The sequence below is a fragment of the Allobosea sp. RCC_152_1 genome, from assembly GCF_041360765.1.
Lineage (GTDB): Bacteria > Pseudomonadota > Alphaproteobacteria > Rhizobiales > Beijerinckiaceae > Allobosea > Allobosea spartocytisi.
Genome location: NZ_JBFUPU010000009.1, coordinates 133,411 through 151,195, shown reverse-complemented (window position 1 = coordinate 151,195; position 17,785 = coordinate 133,411). Strand labels below are relative to the sequence as shown.

Here is a 17,785-nt window from a genome sequence, read left to right as displayed (position 1 = left end):
GCTGCTTCTAGTTTGAACGGCCGACAAGAGAAAGTGAATTTCTCTTCATGTTCGCGCCTGCGACTGCGCGCGGCCGACCAGAGGTGGAGAATTCGACCGGAACAGTGTCCGCGATCCGGAAATTGGCCGGAATGCCTGAGAGCTCTCAATAGATCCGCCGGGGATCAAGAGCGTCGCGCAAGCCGTCCCCGAGCAGATTGACGGCGAGGACCGTTGCCGAGAGAAACGCCGCCGGGATCAGGACGATATAGAACTTGAGCTGCCAGAGTGTGCGCCCCTCGGCCATGATGTTACCCCAGGAGGGCGTGATCGGCGGTGTGCCGGCGCCGATGAAGGAGAGCACAGCCTCCGTGACCATGGCGGCCGCGCAGATATAGGTCGCCTGGACGATCAGCGGCGACAGGGAGTTCGGCAGGATGTGGCGGACGATGATTCTCGGCGTGCTCGCCCCGGCGGCGATCGCGGCCTCGACATAGGGCTGTTCGCGCAAGGAGAGCACCGTCGAGCGGACGAGCCGGGTCACGCGCGGGATCTCGACGATGGTCAGGGCGACGATCACGTTGATGACCGAGCCTTTCGTCAAAGCCATCAGCGCGATCGCCAGGAGCATGGAGGGGATCGACATCAGGCCGTCCATGACCCGCATGACGACGACGTCGACCCGCTTGATGAAGCCCGCGATCAAACCCAGAAAGAGGCCGCCGAGCGAGGAGAATACCGCGACGGAGAACCCGACCAGCAGCGAGATGCGGGCGCCATACAGAACGCGCGAATAGAGATCGCGCCCGAGCATGTCGGTGCCGAAGAGGAACTGGGCCGAGGGCTCGCGCAGCCGGCGCGCCAGCGACGTCGCGGTCGGGTCGATCGTGCCGAGCAGGGGAGCGAAGATCGCGATCGCGACCATGGCGACGAGCACGGTCGCGCCGAACGGGATCGTCGGGTGCCGCCGCATCTGCTTGAGGGCCGCCGAAAGCCGCGAGCCCTCCGAGCGCATGGATGCGGCCCCGGCGTGAAATGTGGACGAGCTCAATAGCGGATCCTCGGATCGACGAGCGTGTAGATGAGGTCCACGGCCAGGTTGACGAGCACGTAGACGAAGGAGAACACCAGCACGAGCCCCTGGATGACCGGGTAGTCGCGGCGGAGGATGGCATCGACGGTCAATCGCCCCATTCCGGGGATGGTGAAAACGGTTTCGGTGACCACCGTGCCGCCGATCAGGGCGGCGAAGCCGATGCCGATGACGGTGATCACCGGGACCGCGCCATTCTTGAGCGCGTGGAGGAAGAGGACCTTGCGAGGTCCCAGCCCCTTGGCGCGGGCCGTCCGGACATAGTCCTGCTGCAGCACTTCGAGCATGGACGCCCGCGTGATCCGGGCGATCAGGACGATATAGACGAAGCCGAGGGTGATCGCGGGCAGGATCAATCGCTGCAGCCAGGGCCCGACGCCCTCGGAAAGCGGCGTGTAGCCCTGCGGTGGCAGCCATTGCAGCTTCAGGGCGAAGACCCAGGCGAGGATGTATCCGACCACGAAGAGCGGCACCGAAAAGCCGACGACGGAGACGCTCATGATCGCGCGGTCGATCCAGCTTCCGCTCTTCCAGGCCGCAACGACACCGAGCGGGACGGCGATCGCGATCGACAGGATGAGCGTCAGCAGCATCACCGACAGCGTCGGGCCGACCCGCTCCGCCATCAGCGACGTCACCGGCTGGCCGGTGAAGACCGAGTTGCCGAGATCGAAATGGGCGAGGCGCCAGAGCCAGCTGCCGAACTGGACCAGGAAAGACTGATCCAGCCCCAGGCTCTGCCGGATACGATCGATGTCGGCGGCCGAGGCCTGGTCGCCGGCGATCATCGTGGCGGGGTCGCCGGGCGCCAGGAACAGCAACGAGAACACCGTCAGGGCGACGACCAGCATGACCGGAATCGTCGCCAGGATGCGCTTCACGATATAGGCGAGCATTGGATCACCTGCTGCACGCCGGGGAGAGTGACCGCGTCAGCCACGACGGATGTTCCAGAACACGGTGGCGGTGCGCACGCGATCGACGAGGTCTTTCTTCAGCGCGGTCTGCCGATAGATGGCGCCGAGCGGGATCGCCGGCAGCTCGTCCATGCCCACGACCTGCATCTCCTGGGCGATGCGCTTGCGCTCGTCGGGCGAGGGCGAATTCAGCCAGGCGTCGCGGAGCTCCTCCAGCTTGGGGATCGTCGGCCAGCCGAACCAGGCGTTGCGGCCGTTGCCGCGCAGCATGATGTTCGTCCCGGGATCGACGAACCAGCTGCCCGGGAAGAGCCAGCAGCTCATCGACCAGCCGCCCTTGTCGACCGGCTCCTCCGAGCGACGGCGCTGCGCGACCGAGGCGTTGTCGAGCAGCGCGATGTCGAGGTTCAGGCCGAGCTTGCCGAGCATGTCGGCCGCCACCTGCGCCAGGGGCGTCGTCGATGCCGGGCTGTCGGCGGCGCCGAGCAGTCTGACACGCTCATTGGAATAGCCGGCCTCCTTCAGCAGTTGCCTGGCCTTCTCGATGCTGCGCGGCCCCTTCAGCGGATCGAGACCGGCCTCGCTGGCCAGCGCGGTTCCGGGCGGGAAGAAGCCCGTACCCGTCGCGAAGTTCTGCGGATTGGTGCCGGCCACCGCCATGCAGAATTCCGCCTGGTCGATGGCCGGAAGCAGCGCCTGGCGGATCTTCTTGTTGTCGAACGGAGCGCTGAGGGCGTTGAGCCGCATCATCGCCATCGAGGGAATGTCCTCGAGGCGAGGCAGGTCGATGTCCTTGAAGCCTGCAAGCAGCTCGACCGTCTCGGAGGTCGGGCCGCCGATCCAGTCGACATCGCCCGTCTGGAGGGCTGCGGCGGCCGTCGCCGCATCGGGGATGCGACGCCATTCCACCCTGTCGAAATGGACCATCTTGGGTCCGGCGGTGAGGCCGCTCGCGGTGTTCGGCGTCGGCTTGTAGCCCTGGAACTTCTCGAAGACGGCGAGATTGCCGAGCTGGAACTCGTCGGCCTTGAACCTGAACGGCCCCGATCCCGTCCGGTCGGTGATCTGCGTCTTCACATCCGTCTGCGCGACGCGCTCGGGCATGATCAAGGGCACCGGTGCGCTGAGCTGTCCGAGGATCGCCGGGAGGATCGGGAAGGGGCGCTTCAGCCGGAAGCGCAAGGTGCGGTCGTCGATCGCTACGAGCTCGTCGGTCAGCGCAAACAGCGTCGCGCCCATCGGGGCGGCCTGCGACCAGCGTTTCAGGCTCGCGACGCAATCGCGGGCCCGGATCGGCTCGCCGTCATGGAAGGTGATGTCGCTGCGCAGGGTGATCGTGCAGCTGCGGCCGTCGTCGCCCCACAGGAAGCCTTCGGCGAGCTGCGGCTGCGGCTGGAAATTCGCGTCCAACCCGAACAGCGTGTCGTAGATCATGTAGCCGTAGTCGCGGGTGATATCGACGGTCGACCACATCGGATCGAAGATGGTCAGGTCCGTGTAGGGCACGAAGCGCAGCACCTTCTGCCGGGACGACTGCGAAAGCGCAGGCGCGCTGATCCCCGCCAGAGCCGCGGCGGCGCCGGCCTTTATGAAACTGCGTCGGTCCATGATGGTCCCCTTTTCGTGTCGCGCCGCGTCGAACGCGGCTGTCATTGGATCAAAATCGGAACATCAGAGCGCTTTGGCGGCCCTGCCTTCGATCAGCTCGATGGCGCGTGAGAGCCCATGGGCGATGCGGTTCGCGCGTTGCCGCAGTTGCGCCCGTGCCATCCGCGCGGTGTCGGGCTCCAGGCGAGCGAGCGTCAGGGCCGGCGCCAGTCCCGGCAGGATGCGGCTGGCCCGGCCGAGATCGAACTCGAAGGCGCTGCGCGCATGATAAAGCACCGGGTTGAGATGGCGCCCGAGCCGCAGCAGCAGCGGATCATCGGCGCCGGTCGGGTGCCAGCCGCGCAGCGCTTCCGTCAGCCGCTCGGCGAGGCCGGTCAGGCGTGCGATGTCCTCGCAGTCCGGCGCGGCCTCATGATAGGCGCGCAGGCCCGCGAGCACGTCCTCGGCCATGGCTGCGGGCCTGAAGGGGAGCGCGGGCGCGTCCACCAGCCCTGCGACGAGATTGCGATAGATCAGCGTGTCGACCGCCAGGATCTCGGCATCCATATGCTCGATCGTGTCCTGATCGGTATGCCACCACCAGGCCAGCCCGCTGCCGTGCAGGTGCTCGGGGCTGGCGGCGGGCAGGAAGGCGCTGACCTGGGCGGTCGCCAGGCCGATGCCGCTGAAGCTCTGGTCGGAATTGCGGGCCGAACGACGCGGGTCGATATAGGGGTCGAGGCGCTTGACCGAGCGGTCGACGAATTCCTCTTCCTCCGGCGTCTGCTGGCCGATCGTCGCATCGAGCACCTGCCGGACATAGGCGGCGAGCTCGGCCGTGGTGTTCCGCAGCGCCTTGGTCGTGCCACCGCGGCTGCCGACGATGTCGACGTTCAGATAGGCGATGGCGTCGTTGTAGAGGGAGTCGCGGAACGCATCCGCATACCAGGACGAGCCTGCATAGCCGCCCTGCTCATGCCCGGTCCAGAACGCGAATTTCACGCCGTAGCGGGGTTTCGGCTGCTGCTTCAGGAGACGCGCGAGCTCGATCAGCAGGGCGACGCCGGCCGTGTTGTCGGTCGCGCCATCGCCCCAGGTGCAGTAGTGAGCGCCGAGCAGGATGTAGCCGGACTCGCGGCCTTCGATCTCCGCAACCGGCTGCTTTACCGGGCGCCATTCCGTGCGGATCTCGCTGTCCATCGTGATGGGCGTGCCTGCCGCGACGGCGCGCTCGAGAAGCTCCGCTGCGTCGCGGGATATCTGGATCGCGGGAACGGTAGGCAGCAGCGCAAGATCGGCCGGACCTGTCGGGGCTCCCCAGAGCGGCGAGGCCTGGACGTAGTGACGCTGCGGACCGTGCGATAGCGCGATGACGCCGAGCGCGCCGGCTCGCAGCGCGCTCATGCAGGCGTCGTAGTGCGGCAAACCGTCGATCAGCAGGAAGGCACCTTGCAGTTCGCCGGGCTCGAGCGAGCGGGTGACACGGCCGGTGAGGCCTCCGGGTTGCGTCGAGGCCGTGAAGGCCGCGCCATTGGCGGGAAGCGTCTGGCCGCCGACGGTCAGCGATGCCTTCTCCGGCCAACTGATGAAAGCATCGAATTCCAGGACGTCCTGCGTGATGTCGGACGACGCCAGTTGCGCGCTGATATAGCGGCAGGCCGCATCGGCGCGCTCGGAACCGGGCAGTTTCCGGCCCAGCGCGGCCAGATTGACGACGATCCGCTGCAATCGCTCGGATGAAATTCCAGCAGCCGCCGGGTTGGTCAGTATCGTGCTCGTCATATTGCCCTCGGCCGGTATCGTGATAGATTCGCGAGGTCACGGCCTTGCCGCGACCTCGGCTTCGGCGGCCGTCAGGGGGTGACCGAGACGTTCCAGTAGCGCGGCTTCTGACCGGGCCAGGGCTGGAAGCCTGAGACGTTCTTGCGGACGGCGATCGTCGTGGCGCGCGTGCCCCAGACGATCAGCGGCGCCTCGGTCATCTGCAGGCGATGCACCTCGTCATAAAGCGCCTGCTTGTCCTGCTTGTCGTCGGCGAGGACGAGCTTCTTCAGCAGCTCCTTCGAGGCCGGGCTGTCCCAGACCTTGTCGGGCTGGCGCGCCTTGTCGCCGGTGAAGCGCTCGACGATGAAAAGCGGGTCGAGATAGGGCGTGAGGTTCCAGACCATCATCTGGTAGCGCCCGCTGTAGAAGCGCTCGAACTGGGTGGCGAACTCCATGATCTCGACATCGACATTGAGGCCGACGGCCTGCAGCATCGACTGGAGATAGATCGCCGTATCGCTCATGATCGGCGAGGCCTTGCTCGTGATCAGGACGATGCGATCGCCCTTGTAGCCGGAGGCCTTGATCAGGGCGCGCGCCTTGTCCGGATCGTATTCGGCGCCGTCGCGCTCGACCTGGCCATAGAAGCGGCTGGTCAGCGGGATCAGCGAGGGGGAAGCAATGCTTTTATCGTCCAGAACGGCCTTTGCCAGGCTTTTCCGGTCGATGGCGTGGCTGATCGCCTGGCGGATCCGAGGATCGGCAAGCACCGGATCGCGCGACTGGAGCGGGATCGTATAGATGCCGGCGACCGGCGTGGTCGTCACGGTGACGTTCTTGTCGTTGGCGAAATCCTTGATCGAGGCCGCGTCGACATCGGTCCAGAGGTCGAGCTGGCCCTGCAGGATGCCGAGCTTGGCGACCTGCGCGTCGGGAACCAGATTGATCCTGACCTTTTCGACCTTGGCTTCCTTGGCGCCGGCGAGCCCGTCCGACGGCTCGCTGCGGGATTTGTAATCGGCGAAGCGGCTGAGCTCGACATATTGGCCCTTGCGCCATTCCGTCATCTTGAACGGGCCGGTGCCGATCGCCATCGTCCAGTTGCCATTCGCGTCGACCGCGTCCGGATGGGCGATGCCGGCGGAGTCGCAGTCGGCACGCGCCATCGCGCTCAGGAACGATCCGCTTCGTTCGGCGAGCTGGAACGTGACGCGGCGATCATCGAGCGCCTTCACCGACTCGATCTTGGTCGCGTTGGTGCCGTTGAAGGCGCCACGGCAGGGCCACGCGGATTTGGGATCGAGAAAGCGTTCCCAGGTCCAGACCACTTCCTTGGCCGTCAGCGGGGCGCCGTTATGGAATTTCACGCCCTCGCGGAGAGTGAAGGTGTAGGTCTTGCCGTCGTCCGAGGTCTCGATCTTCTCAGCCAGCATCGGAGCGACGCTGCCGTCGGCCCGCCAGGCGACCAGCCCCTCATAGATGTTCTGAAGGACGCTGCCGGTCGCGGTGTCCGGGCTGCGTCCCGGCATGACGCCGCGAATGTCGGAGGTGAGCATCGTCCGCAGCGTCTGGGCATGCGCCCCGCTTCCGGCTGCCGCGAAGGCGCTCAATCCGAGGGTCAGAACCGCAATAGCTCGCATCTCAGTCTCCGACGTTCTCGATCTGGTTTGCCGCGCGTCCGGCGTGGATTTGCTCCGCCAGCTGACCGCAGAGGCCGGGTCGGGCACCCTGCTTTTCGGCCAGTCTGGCGAGGCGTTCGATCAGGGGCAGGCGGGCAAGCCGGCCGACCCCGATATCGGCGCGCGGATGGAAGGTGAGGCAGGCATAGCCATCGACCGCGAGAAGCGCCGCAAGCTCCTCGCGCATGAGGTCTTCCGCCCGGTCCTGCGTGACGCGCCGGCGGAAATGCGTCGCGTCGGTCAGGCCTTCCGAGACCGGAAGCTCGACCATGCCGTACCCGCCATATTCAGCGAGCGCGTAGGGGGTATCGTCGTCGAGGAAGCTCGAATCGTAATGATATCCAAGGGCTTGCAGGATCGGGATCGTGTTCTGCGAGAGCGTGCCGGTCGGGGCCCGGAAGCCGCGCGGAGCGACGCCGCTCAGGCGCCTGAGCGTTTCATGCGCCTCGCCGATTACCGATGCCTCCTCGTCGCGCCCGAGCTTGGCGTGATCCTCGAAGGCCCGGCCATGGCTGGCGATCTCATGACCCTCGCGGAGGCAGCGCTCGACCAGCCGAGGCAGTCTTTCAGCCTCCATGGCCGGCCAGAAAAGGGTGGCGGGCAGACCGTATTCGCTGAGCGCGTCGAGCACCCGCGCAAGGCCGATCCGATAGGTGTAGCGACCATGCGCATCGCGGCCGAACAGCTCGGCCTCGGGCGCGCCGGCCGCCTCCGGCCCGATGCCGTGCACGTTCACGGTGATCAGGAGGGCGCCGCTCATGAGCGCGCATCCTGCCAGCGCGCGGCATCGCCCAGGCAATATTCCGCCAGTTCGCGGCAGGTCATGAAACGCACGCCGGGCGTCGCCTTGGCATAGGCGAGGAAGCGGTCGACGGCAGCTGCCCGTGCCGGGGTTCCGGAACCACCGCCTGCGCGCGGATGGACCGTCAGGTGAACGTAACCGTCGCGGCCGAGCGCGGCGTCGAGCTCCTGGACGAAATTGCGCTCGACCTCCGCCGCCGAGCCGCCGCCGGTGAAGTACATCGGGAAATCGTCGAGCGAGACGGTGTTGTTCGGCAGGATCATGAAGCCATCCTCCAGCAGATAGGGGATGTCCTCGTCCTTCTCGCTCGCATCGTAGATGTAGCCGAGGCGGCGCAGCGTCGGCAGCGTCAGGCGGCTCTTGCGTCCCGAGGGCGAGCACCAACCCACCGGGGCCTGACCGAGGGCCGCGAGGATGTCGTGGGTCTTTTCGAGAAGCTCGGGCTCGCGCTCGCCGAGGTCGAAGCCCTCATGCTGGTAGCCATGCGCCGCGATCTCGTGACCGGCCCGGTGGATCTCGTGAAACGGTTCCGGCCAATGCTCGGCGTCGTAGCCGCAGCAGAAGAAGGTCGCCTTGATCGCATGGCGGTCGAGCATGTCGAGATAGCGGCGGATACCGCGCCGCAGCGCGTAGCGACCGCGGCTGTTGACGCCCAAATCGTTCTGCCCGCGACCGGCTTCGACCGCCGGGCCGTCGACATGGATCGTGACGCAGACGATCGCGCGGGCCCGGTCAGGCCATTCGATCCCGCGGACGGGTTCTGTTGCGTGTGAAGCCATCGGCTTTCGTTCCCCTCCGATCCCTTTGACTGCGGCCATGTTCGGGCTGCCGCCAAAGGTCGAGTTCGCGAGACCTTGCGTCGGTGAGGCGCTGATGTCAAATTATTGAACCGATGGTTCGTTGAGTGAACCAATCGAACTGTGCTATGGCCGGATTCGTTGAATCCGCCGGCCCGGAGGCCGGGCAAGCCGAGCAAGAGGAGAGCCGATGACGAGCGCGGCACCGCCCAGGGAGATCGAGCAGTACCGGGTCGATGCCGTCGACGCGGCGCTCGGACTGCTGATGCTGATCGCGGAAACGCCGGATCTCGGATTGTCGGAGATCACGCGCCGATCCGGCCAGAGCAAGGCTCGCGTGTATCGACTCCTGTGCAGCCTCGAGGCCAATGGCTTCGTCAGCTGTTCGACCGAAAAGCGCAGCTACCGATTGGGCCTCGCGGCCGTGGCCGTCGGCAACGCAGCGGAACGGCAGATCGACATCGCCAGAGTGGCGGCCCCGATCGTCGCTAGGCTCGGCAGCGATACCGGCGAGACGGTTCAGCTTCGCGTCCGGGACGGCCGGAACAGTCTCTGCGTCGCCGGTTGGGAGCCCGACAGGGCGGTCAAGGTTCTGGCGAATATCGGCGGCAGCCGGCCGATGCATGCCGGTTCAGGCGTCGTTCTCCTGGCGTTTCAGGACGAAGCGTTTCGCGAATCGGTGCTCGGCGAGCCGCTGAAGGCGTTCACCGAGCGGACCTGCGTGGATCCCGAACGTCTCAGGCAGATTCTCGCGACGGTCCGCGAGCAGGGCTATTACGTCAGCCATGGCGAGGTCAGCCCGGACCTGATTTCGATCTCGGCGCCCGTGATGGGGCGCGACGGCAAAATCATCGCCACCATCCATATCGGGGCGCCGACCGGACGCGTCAGCGACAGCCTGCTGCCGAACCACATCGAAACCGTGCGCCGCGCCGCGCGGGAGCTTTCCGCCCTGCTCGGCGGGGCACGGACTGCAGTTTGATGCGGCTGAAACCAGCGATTTCCACGATCGAACCCGCTTACAAAGACAAGGATGCCATCGACATGGCCCTGGCAACACAATCCGATGGCGCCGTCGAAAGCGCGGTTCCGGGCGCGGTCTCCGCGCAACGCATGATGGCCGGGCTGAAGACGCTCGCTCAATGGTCGAAGGTCGCGACGACTCCGGGCGAAGCCTCGAGCTTCGCCTGGCTCAAGCAGCAGCTCGACGAGATCGGGTTGAAGACCCGCCTGATCTCTCACGACGCCTATATCAGCATTCCCGGCCCGGCCCGGCTCGTTATCGGCGAGCGAACGGTTCCTGCGATCACGCATGCGATGTCGCTGTCCTCGCCGCAAGGCGGCCTGACGGGCCTCCTCGTCGATCTCGGCGACGGTTCTCCCAAAGCCTTCGCGGGGAGGGAAGTCGCTGGGCGGATCGTTCTGGTCGACGGCATCGCCAGCCCGGCCGTCGCTGCGCTGGCTTCAGCGGCCGGCGCGATCGGGGTGGTCCAAATCAGCCCGCATCATCTCCTGCACGAGATGTGCATCTCGCCGATCTGGGGGAGCCCGTCCACACAGACGCGCGCGGCCCTGCCGCAGGTGGTCGCCGTCACCGTCAGCAACGACGATGGCCGCGCCTTGCGCGAGGGGGTGAGCGCAGGCGCGAGCGAGGTGACGCTCTACGCCGAGGTCGATACCGGCTGGCGCAAGACGCCCCTTCTCGTTGGCGACATGCCGTCTTCCGGGAAACCCGGAGAGCCCTTCATTCTGCTCTCCTGCCATGTCGACACCTGGTTCCAGGGCGTCATGGACAACGGCTCCGCCAATATCGCGATGCTGGAAGTCGTGCGCCTGTGCATGGAGGCGCGGCGGGACTGGAAGCGCGGCCTGCGCATCTGCTTCTGGTCGGGCCATTCGCAGGGGCGCTATTCGGGCTCGGCCTGGTATGCCGACAACCACTGGACGGAGCTCGACGCCCGCTGCGCTGCCCATGTCAATCTCGACAGCCCCGGCGGCATCGGCGCGCAGGACCTGACCCGGACCGGTTCGGCCGGCGGTCTCTACGACATCGCGGCGGCGGCGATCGCGGCCGAAACCGGCCAGAAACTGGCCGGACGGCGCAAGGCCCGTTCCGCCGACGATTCCTTTCCCGGGGTCGGGATCCCCTCCGTCTTCGGCAGCCTCAGTCTGCAGGAGCCGGGCGAGGTCAAGATGCGGAACGATCTCGGCTGGTGGTGGCACACCGAGCACGATCTCATCGACAAGATCGACCCGGATTTCCTCGTTCGCGACACCCGGGTCGTGCTCCGGGTGGTCCTGAACCTGCTTACCCAGTCCAGGCTGCCGCTGGATTACTCCGCCCAGATCTCCAAGCTCGCGCAGGAACTGGAGGATCTCTCGGGCCGCTTAGGCGGCCGCTTCGATCTTGGCGAGACCTTGGAGGCGGCGGGGTCGCTCGCCGATGCTCTCGTGCGATTGAGGCGGGGAGGGCTGGACCCGGCGACGCATGATCAGGTCCTGATGCGCCTGAGCCGCGTTCTGGTGCCGCTGGATTACACGGCCGGCGATCGCTTCGTTCACGATCCCGCGCTCGCGCTTTCGCCCTGGCCGGTTCTGGATGCGATCAGGCGCCTGGCTTCGGCCCCCGAGGGCGACGAGGGCCGTTTCGCGGCTGTCGATGCCGTGCGGGCGCGCAACAGGCTGAGCCATGCTTTGCGGGAAGCCCTGTCCGTGGCGCGCGGGTCGGCATGATCGGGCGAGAGCGGGTTCTTGCCGCCGATGATGTCGCGTTGCTCCTCGTCGGCATCTTGCCGGCGTCGGCGCCCGCGAAGGGGCCTTTACAAGGATAGGTCGAGCACCTTGCCCTCGAACAGGCGGTCGTAGGACCCCTGGATGTGCCGGCGCATCGCGTCGCGCGCTTCGTCCTCCTTGCGGTCGCGTATGGCGGCGAAGATCGCGTCGTGCTCGTCGAGCACGCCGATCAGCCCGCCTGACGGCCCCAGCAGCGACAGGCCGTGCAGCTTCATGCCGACATTGATGTGGTCCTTCAGCGCCTGCATCGAGGACAGGAAGAAATAGTTGTTCGCCGCCTCGGCGATGGCGATGTGGAAGGCGTAGTCGGCATCCTCACGATGGCCGTGGGCGCGCGTCGTGTCGCGCATCAGCTCGAGCGCGTTGCCGATGGCCGCCAGGGCCGCCTCGTTGTGCCGCTTGGCGGCGTAGAAGGCGTTGGCGGGCTCGACCTCAAGCCGGAACTCGTAGCAGCGCTGCACGTCGGCGATGGTGCCGACGGGCGCGAAGGCCAGCGCCTTTCCGGGCTCGGGCTCGCCGCCGCGGACGAAGGTGCCGGCTCCCTGCCGCGAGAACACCAGCCCGTCGTCGCGCAGGCGCCGCAGCGCCTCGCGGATGACGGGGCGGGAAACGCCGTAAAGCGCGGCGAGATCGTGCTCGCCCGGCAGGCGGGTGTTCGCCGCGTATTCACCCGAGGCGATGCGGGCGCGCAACTGATGGTGCACGCGCTGTACCAGCGGGGAGGGCGGGGCGCTTGCGTGATCCTGCGATCTTGCGAACTGGTCCATGCCGCGATGTTTACAAGCAATTACAACTTGGTCAAGGGCTATTGCGGGCGGCGATGTTTTCTAGGTTTTTGGCGATCTGTGCGCTGATAATTACAACATGTTGACATGTTGTCCGGGTTGCGCTTCGATGGAGCCAAGGTCCGAAGAGGCCAGCGACAGGAAACGCTCTGGTGCCGTTCGTCTCGGCGGCTTCGCATCCGACGTGCTCCTGCCTCGCTCCCCGGATCCCGAGCAGCAGGTGGATGATGGCCGAAATCAGAACGAATCGTTTCAAGCGCGATCTGGGCAAGCGACAGCAGCTCGGCATCTTCTCGACCTTCGCGAGCCCGGCGCTCACCGAGATGTTCGCCCAGCTCGGCTTCGACTGGCTGCTGCTGGACACCGAGCACAGCCCCAACGAGCCTTCCGAGATCGTCGCGCAGCTTCAGGTCATGGCGGCGCTGCCGGCCGAGCCGATCGTGCGGCCGGCCTGGAACGACATGGTCATGGTCAAGCGCTGGCTCGATTTCGGGGCGCAGACCCTGCTCTTCCCTTACGTGCAGAATGCCGAGGAGGCGGCCCGCGCCGTCAGCTATACGCGCTATCCGCCGCATGGCGTGCGCGGCGTCTCGGGCTCGTCGCGGGCGGCCGCCTACGGGCTGATCCCGGATTATTTCGCCAAGGTCCAGAAGGAGATCTGCGTCATCGTGCAGATCGAGACGGCCGAAGCGCTGGCGCAGATCGAGGAGATCGCCCAGGTCGACGGCGTCGATGCGGTCTTCATCGGGCCCGCCGACCTTGCCGCCTCGATGGGCCATCTCGGCAACACGCAGGCGCCCGTGGTGCAGGCTGCGATCGATGACGGCTTCAGGCGCCTGAAGGCGATCGGCAAGCCCGCCGGCTATCTCACCAACAACGAAGGCGAGGCCGTGCGCCGCGTCGCTCAGGGCATCGACTTCGTCGGCGTCGCCAACGACACCACCATCGTCGCGCGCGGCGCCCGCTCGCTACTTTCCGCGGTCAAGGGCGGCTGAGATGGCGATACGCCGGCAGCCCCTGCGCCTGCTCGCCGACGACCTGACGGGTGCGCTCGATGCGGCCGCCGCCTTCGCGTCGCCGTCCGAGCCGGTTCCGGTCTGCTGGCGCGAGGCGGTGCCGGCAGCGGGCGCCGTCGCGCTCGACAGCCGGACGCGCGAAGCCTTGGCCGAAGAGGCGTGCGCCGCCGTCGCGGCCGTGGCGGGACGGCTGTTCGCCCCCGGTTCCGGCTTGGCCTTCAAGAAGATCGACAGCCTGCTGCGCGGGCCGCAAGGGGCGGAGATCGCGGCGATCGTCGATGTGCTGAAGCCTTCGCGCTGCATCGTCGCGCCGGCCTTCCCGGCGCAGGGACGCATCACGCGCGGGGGCCGTCAATGCGTGCTGATCGAGGGCGCGGCGCGGCCTGTGCCGGCCGATCTCGGCGACGAGCTGCGGCGGGCCGGCCATGAGGTCATGCAGGCCCGGTCGGGCGACGCGGTTCCGGCGGGGTTGAGCCTGTGGGACGCCGAGAGCGATGCCGATCTCGACGCGATCGTCGCGGCGGCTGGTGGGGCCGAGGAGGTTCTCTGGATCGGCAGCGCCGGCCTGGCCGCGGCGCTGGCGCGGGCGATGGGTTTCCAGGGCGAGGGGCGGGCCGCGGCTTTGCCGGCGCCGGTCGTCGGCTTCGTCGGCTCGGAGCACGAGACGATGCGCGCCCAGCTCGCGGCGATGGGGGCCTGGCATTTGCGCCTCTCCGCACAGATGTGCGGAGAGGCTGCCGAGATCGGCCGGCGGCTGGCTGCCGACGGCGTCGTCCTCGCCAGCGTCGACCTTCCTGCAGGCATCTCCCGGGACGAGGCTGCGCGGGCGATCGAGGCCCGGTTCGGCGCGCTCTTGGCGGAGCTCGACCGGCCGGGCACGCTCTTCGCCGCCGGTGGCGAGACGCTGCGCGGTCTCTGCGAGGCGCTGGGCGCCGAGCGTCTCGACGCTGTCGGCGAGGTCGCGCCGGGCGTGCCGCGCTCGATCCTGCGCGGCGGGCGCTGGGACGGTGTCACGGTCGTCTCGAAATCCGGGGCCTTCGGCGGTCCCGATCTTCTCAACGATATCTTCGCGGGCAGATCCGCGGCACTGGCCGGAGCGGCAGCATGAAACCCCATCTCGCCATCACCATGGGCGATCCGGCCGGCATCGGCCCCGAGATCATCGTCAAGGCCTGTCTCGAGCTGAAGGAGCGGATCGCCAGGGGCGATCTGCGCCTGCTCGTCATCGGCAGCAATCCGGCGCTTTACGCGGCGCGTGCGATGCTCGGCGCCGAGATCGCGATCCCCGAGGTCAACGAGACCGGTGCATGGCCGAACCTCGCCTGCCTCCAGGCGGGGCCGGAGGGCGAGCCGATCAAGCCCGGCGTGCTCAGCGCCGATGGCGGGCGCTTCGCTTATCTCGCCGTCGAGACGGGGGTGCGCCTGGCGCAGGCGGGTCGCATCCAGGGCATCGTCACGGCGCCGCTGAACAAGGAGGCACTGAACAAGGCCGGCTACAAATTCGCGGGCCATACCGACATGCTGGCGAGCCTGACCGCCTCGAAAGGCTCGGTGATGATGCTCGCCCATGGCAATATGCGCGTCAGCCACGTCACCACCCATGTGGCGCTCAAGGATGTGCCGGGCAAGCTCACGCCCGAGCGGCTGCGCTATGTCATCGAGCGCACCGACGAGGCGCTCAAGGCGCTCGACCTCGGACGGCGCAAGATCGCCGTCGCCGCGCTCAACCCCCATGCGGGCGAGGGCGGCCTGTTCGGCAAGGAGGATGACGAAGACTCGGCCCCGACCATCGCCAGGGCGGTGGCTGATGGCTTCGACGTGGTCGGCCCCGTGCCGGGCGACACCGTCTTCGTGAAGCTGCGCGCCGGGCAGTACGACGCCGTGGTCGCGATGTATCACGATCAGGGGCACATCCCGGTCAAGCTGCTCGGCTTCAACGTCAATCCCGAGACCGGGACATGGGATGCGCTGTCGGGCGTCAACATCACGCTCGGCCTGCCGATCGTGCGCGTCTCGGTCGATCACGGCACGGCCTTCGACATTGCCGGCAAGGGCATCGCCAACCAGCTCAGCCTGATCGAGGCCATCGAATACGCCGAGAAGCTGGCTGCGGCGCGCAGCACCGCCGCCCCGACGAACACCGTCGACACCGCAGCGTAAGGGAGGCTCCCATGAACATCCACAGCCCCAAGCCGCTGGCGACCACAAGCCTGGCGACGCCGATCACGATCCAGCGCCCGCACATCATCGAATTCGGCGCCGGGACCGCGCCGCTGGCCGGCCGCTGGGCCGCCGCGCAGGGCTTCACGCGCATTCTCGTCGTCGCCGACGCCTTCAACGCGAATCGCGTCGGCGTGCTGGAGCTGCAGGGCGAGGTCGCGATCTTCGGAGATGTCCGTCCCGAGCCCGATGTGCCCAACCTCGAAGCCGCCCTGGCGCTGGCCGGTCAGGTGAAGCCCGATCTCGTCATCGGCTTCGGCGGCGGCAGCGCGATGGACCTCGCAAAGCTCATCGCGGTGCTGCCGGGCTCCGGCCAGGCGCTTCATGACGTCGTCGGCCCGGAGAAGGTCGCGCGGAAGGGCGCGGCGTTGATGCAGGTGCCGACGACCTCCGGCACCGGCTCGGAAGCCGGGACGCGCGCGCTCGTCACCGATCCGGCGACGCAGAACAAGCTCGCGGTGCAGAGCCTGCATATGCTCGCCGACATCGCCATCATCGACCCGGTGTTGACGCTGACCCTGCCGCCGGCGGTGACCGCGGCGACCGGCGTCGACGCGATGGCCCATTGCGTCGAGGCCTTCACCAGCAAGAAGGCCCACCCGCTGATCGACATGTACGCGCTGGAGGGCGTGGCGCTCGTCGGCCGCTTCCTGGCGCGGGCCATCGCGGACGGCTCGGATGTCGAGGCGCGGGCAGGGCTCTCGCTCGCCTCGCTCTATGGCGGCTTCTGCCTCGGTCCGGTCAACACGGCCGCCGGCCATGCGGTCGCCTATCCGCTCGGCACGCGCCACCATATCGCCCATGGCGCGGCCAATGCGCTGATCTTCCCGCACACGCTCGCCTTCAACACCCCGGCCGTGCCGGAGAAGACGGCGGCGATCCTCGCTGCGCTCGGCCTGAAGGGAGGCGCACGCGAGGAGGACGTCTTTGCGGCTGCGCATCGCTACTGCGCCGATCTCGGCTGCGAGATGACGCTCTCCGCGCTGAAGGTGCCGCGCGACGACCTGCCGGCCATGGCGAGCGAGGCCCACGCCATCCGCCGCCTGCTCGACAACAACCCCCGCGACATCAGCCGCGAGGAGATCCTCGCCATCTATGAGGAGGCCTATTGATGGGCGCTCATTCGACCGTCATCGAGCCCGCCGGCCTCGCCGAGCGCAGCGGAGCCTTGCATCCGCGTGAGGGCGATGCCGCGCGCGTCGAGGCTTATCTGCCGAGCCCTTGCGTACAGAACCATGCTGCCAATCTCGCCGTGCTCGGCAATGGCGATCTCGCCTGCGTCTGGTTCGGTGGCACGCAGGAGGGCATTCCGGACATCTCGGTGTATTTCTCGCGGCTGACGAAGGGGAGCTCGCGCTGGAGCGCGCCGGAGAAGCTCTCCGATGATCCTGGCCGCTCCGAGCAGAACCCCGTCCTGTTTACCACGCCGAAGGGCGAGCTCTGGCTGATCTGGACCGCGCAGATCTCGGGCAATCAGGACACTTCGTTGGTCCGCAAGCGCGTGTCGCGCGATCATGGCGTGACGTGGGGGCCGATCGAGACGCTGTTCGAGGCGCCTGAGGGCCATGGGCTGTTCGTGCGCCAGCCGCCAGTCATGCTGGACGACGGCGCCTGGGTGATCCCGGTCTTCCATTGCGTCAGCGTGCCCGGTCGGAAATGGGTCGGCGATCGCGACGTCAGCGCCGTGCGGGTCTCGACCGACGAAGGCAAGAGCTGGAGCGAACATGTCGTACCGGGCTCGCTCGGCTGCGTGCATATGAACGTGCTGAAGACGAAGGAGGGGCTCGTCGCGCTCTACCGCAGCCGCTGGGCCGACCATGTCTATATCAGCCGTTCGGCCGACGGTCGCGACTGGTCCGCCCCGGAGCCGACCGAACTGCCCAACAACAACTCCTCCGTGCAGGCGACGGTGCTGGCCGACGGGCGCATCGCGCTGGTCTTCAACAAGGCGAGCCGGCTCGACGCCACCGATCGGCGCACCGGCCTCTATGACGACATCGAGGATGAGAGCGAGCCGGTCGTCGCGGCCGCCGAGTCGCCCGCACTCTCGGCCTCCGGGCGCACCGCCTTCTGGGGCGCGCCGCGCGCGCCGATGACACTCGCGATCTCCGCCGATGGCGGCCGGACCTGGCCGGTGCAGCGCAATCTGGAAGAGGGCGACGGCTACTGCATGACCAACAACTCGAAGGACGGGCTGAACCGCGAATTCTCCTATCCCTCGATCACGCAGACGTCTGACGGCGAGCTCCAGATCGCCTTCACCTATTGGCGCCGCGCCATCAAGCATGTCCGTGTCACGCCCGCCTGGGCGGAACGCGGCTGAGCGACATCAGAAGAAACACGAACAGGGAGA

General features: G+C 67.4%; 15 protein-coding genes. 7 read left to right on the top strand and 8 right to left on the bottom strand.

The genetic code is table 11. From position 1 onward, the window contains the following. Nucleotides 1-145: 145 nt before the first annotated feature. The 7 genes from AB6806_RS24205 to AB6806_RS24175 form a co-directional block, all read right to left on the bottom strand. Nucleotides 146-994 (bottom strand): ABC transporter permease, encoded by an 849-nt coding sequence (locus AB6806_RS24205; RefSeq protein ID WP_370955736.1) that lies wholly within the window; start codon nt 992-994, stop codon nt 146-148. A gap of 32 nt (nt 995-1,026) precedes the next feature. Next, nucleotides 1,027-1,968, bottom strand: coding sequence for an ABC transporter permease (locus AB6806_RS24200; protein WP_038365705.1), 942 nt, complete (start codon nt 1,966-1,968; stop codon nt 1,027-1,029). A gap of 36 nt (nt 1,969-2,004) precedes the next feature. After that, nucleotides 2,005-3,597: an ABC transporter substrate-binding protein gene (locus AB6806_RS24195; RefSeq protein WP_370955732.1), complete on the bottom strand. Its 1,593-nt coding sequence runs from the start codon at nt 3,595-3,597 to the stop codon at nt 2,005-2,007. A gap of 63 nt (nt 3,598-3,660) precedes the next feature. Then, on the bottom strand, nt 3,661-5,358 hold the full coding sequence (locus AB6806_RS24190) for a M20/M25/M40 family metallo-hydrolase (protein ID WP_370955731.1): 1,698 nt from the start codon (nt 5,356-5,358) through the stop codon (nt 3,661-3,663). A gap of 71 nt (nt 5,359-5,429) precedes the next feature. Further along, on the bottom strand, nt 5,430-6,980 hold the full coding sequence (locus tag AB6806_RS24185; protein ID WP_370955730.1) for an ABC transporter substrate-binding protein: 1,551 nt from the start codon (nt 6,978-6,980) through the stop codon (nt 5,430-5,432). A gap of 1 nt (nt 6,981) precedes the next feature. Then, a complete protein-coding gene (locus tag AB6806_RS24180) occupies nt 6,982-7,779 on the bottom strand; it encodes a polysaccharide deacetylase family protein (RefSeq protein WP_112762305.1) in 798 nt (265 codons plus the stop codon). Further along, entirely contained in the window at nt 7,776-8,600 is an 825-nt protein-coding gene (locus AB6806_RS24175) for a polysaccharide deacetylase family protein (protein ID WP_370955729.1), read from the bottom strand. Before AB6806_RS24175 ends, AB6806_RS24180 begins: the two co-directional genes overlap by 4 nt. 208 nt (nt 8,601-8,808) lie before the next feature. On the opposite strand from AB6806_RS24175, the gene AB6806_RS24170 reads away from it, so the two are divergent. Both AB6806_RS24170 and AB6806_RS24165 read left to right on the top strand, forming a co-directional pair. Further along, complete coding sequence (locus AB6806_RS24170) at nt 8,809-9,600, top strand: IclR family transcriptional regulator (protein ID WP_133564378.1); 792 nt, start codon at nt 8,809-8,811, stop codon at nt 9,598-9,600. A gap of 62 nt (nt 9,601-9,662) precedes the next feature. After that, nucleotides 9,663-11,351 (top strand): M28 family metallopeptidase, encoded by a 1,689-nt coding sequence (locus AB6806_RS24165; protein WP_370955728.1) that lies wholly within the window; start codon nt 9,663-9,665, stop codon nt 11,349-11,351. An 86-nt stretch (nt 11,352-11,437) separates the two neighbouring features. On the opposite strand, the gene AB6806_RS24160 is transcribed toward AB6806_RS24165, so the two are convergent. Beyond that, nucleotides 11,438-12,178, bottom strand: a complete 741-nt coding sequence (locus AB6806_RS24160) for a FadR/GntR family transcriptional regulator (RefSeq protein ID WP_112762301.1) — start codon at nt 12,176-12,178, stop codon at nt 11,438-11,440. Nucleotides 12,179-12,423: 245 nt separating this feature from the next. Between AB6806_RS24160 and AB6806_RS24155 the strand changes: the two genes are divergently transcribed. From AB6806_RS24155 to AB6806_RS24135, 5 genes are read left to right on the top strand one after another with little or no spacing between them, the layout of a single operon-like run. Then, a complete protein-coding gene (locus AB6806_RS24155) occupies nt 12,424-13,191 on the top strand; it encodes an HpcH/HpaI aldolase family protein (RefSeq protein WP_370955727.1) in 768 nt (255 codons plus the stop codon). Between the two features lies 1 nt (nt 13,192). Then, on the top strand, nt 13,193-14,320 hold the full coding sequence (locus tag AB6806_RS24150) for a four-carbon acid sugar kinase family protein (protein ID WP_370955726.1): 1,128 nt from the start codon (nt 13,193-13,195) through the stop codon (nt 14,318-14,320). Beyond that, nucleotides 14,317-15,372 (top strand): 4-hydroxythreonine-4-phosphate dehydrogenase PdxA, encoded by a 1,056-nt coding sequence (pdxA, locus tag AB6806_RS24145; protein WP_370955725.1) that lies wholly within the window; start codon nt 14,317-14,319, stop codon nt 15,370-15,372. Before AB6806_RS24150 ends, pdxA begins: the two co-directional genes overlap by 4 nt. 11 nt (nt 15,373-15,383) lie before the next feature. Then, nucleotides 15,384-16,544, top strand: a complete 1,161-nt coding sequence (locus AB6806_RS24140) for an iron-containing alcohol dehydrogenase (protein ID WP_142021017.1) — start codon at nt 15,384-15,386, stop codon at nt 16,542-16,544. Continuing rightward, on the top strand, nt 16,544-17,755 hold the full coding sequence (locus tag AB6806_RS24135) for a sialidase family protein (protein ID WP_142021016.1): 1,212 nt from the start codon (nt 16,544-16,546) through the stop codon (nt 17,753-17,755). Before AB6806_RS24140 ends, AB6806_RS24135 begins: the two co-directional genes overlap by 1 nt. The last annotated feature ends 30 nt before the right edge of the window (nt 17,756-17,785 follow it).

Excerpts from the sequence above, each read along its gene's own strand:
- AB6806_RS24195 (WP_370955732.1), bottom strand. The coding sequence starts at position 3,597 with ATGGACCGACGCAGTTTCATAAAGGCCGGCGCCGCCGCGGCTCTGGCG.
- AB6806_RS24185 (WP_370955730.1), bottom strand. The coding sequence starts at position 6,980 with ATGCGAGCTATTGCGGTTCTGACCCTCGGATTGAGCGCCTTCGCGGCA.
- AB6806_RS24150 (WP_370955726.1), top strand. The coding sequence starts at position 13,193 with ATGGCGATACGCCGGCAGCCCCTGCGCCTGCTCGCCGACGACCTGACG.
- AB6806_RS24155 (WP_370955727.1), top strand. The coding sequence starts at position 12,424 with ATGGCCGAAATCAGAACGAATCGTTTCAAGCGCGATCTGGGCAAGCGA.
- AB6806_RS24190 (WP_370955731.1), bottom strand. The coding sequence starts at position 5,358 with ATGACGAGCACGATACTGACCAACCCGGCGGCTGCTGGAATTTCATCC.
- AB6806_RS24205 (WP_370955736.1), bottom strand. The coding sequence starts at position 994 with ATGCGCTCGGAGGGCTCGCGGCTTTCGGCGGCCCTCAAGCAGATGCGG.
- AB6806_RS24135 (WP_142021016.1), top strand. The coding sequence starts at position 16,544 with ATGGGCGCTCATTCGACCGTCATCGAGCCCGCCGGCCTCGCCGAGCGC.
- AB6806_RS24160 (WP_112762301.1), bottom strand. The coding sequence starts at position 12,178 with ATGGACCAGTTCGCAAGATCGCAGGATCACGCAAGCGCCCCGCCCTCC.
- AB6806_RS24200 (WP_038365705.1), bottom strand. The coding sequence starts at position 1,968 with ATGCTCGCCTATATCGTGAAGCGCATCCTGGCGACGATTCCGGTCATG.
- pdxA (WP_370955725.1), top strand. The coding sequence starts at position 14,317 with ATGAAACCCCATCTCGCCATCACCATGGGCGATCCGGCCGGCATCGGC.
- AB6806_RS24165 (WP_370955728.1), top strand. The coding sequence starts at position 9,663 with ATGGCCCTGGCAACACAATCCGATGGCGCCGTCGAAAGCGCGGTTCCG.
- AB6806_RS24170 (WP_133564378.1), top strand. The coding sequence starts at position 8,809 with ATGACGAGCGCGGCACCGCCCAGGGAGATCGAGCAGTACCGGGTCGAT.
- AB6806_RS24140 (WP_142021017.1), top strand. The coding sequence starts at position 15,384 with ATGAACATCCACAGCCCCAAGCCGCTGGCGACCACAAGCCTGGCGACG.
- AB6806_RS24175 (WP_370955729.1), bottom strand. The coding sequence starts at position 8,600 with ATGGCTTCACACGCAACAGAACCCGTCCGCGGGATCGAATGGCCTGAC.
- AB6806_RS24180 (WP_112762305.1), bottom strand. The coding sequence starts at position 7,779 with ATGAGCGGCGCCCTCCTGATCACCGTGAACGTGCACGGCATCGGGCCG.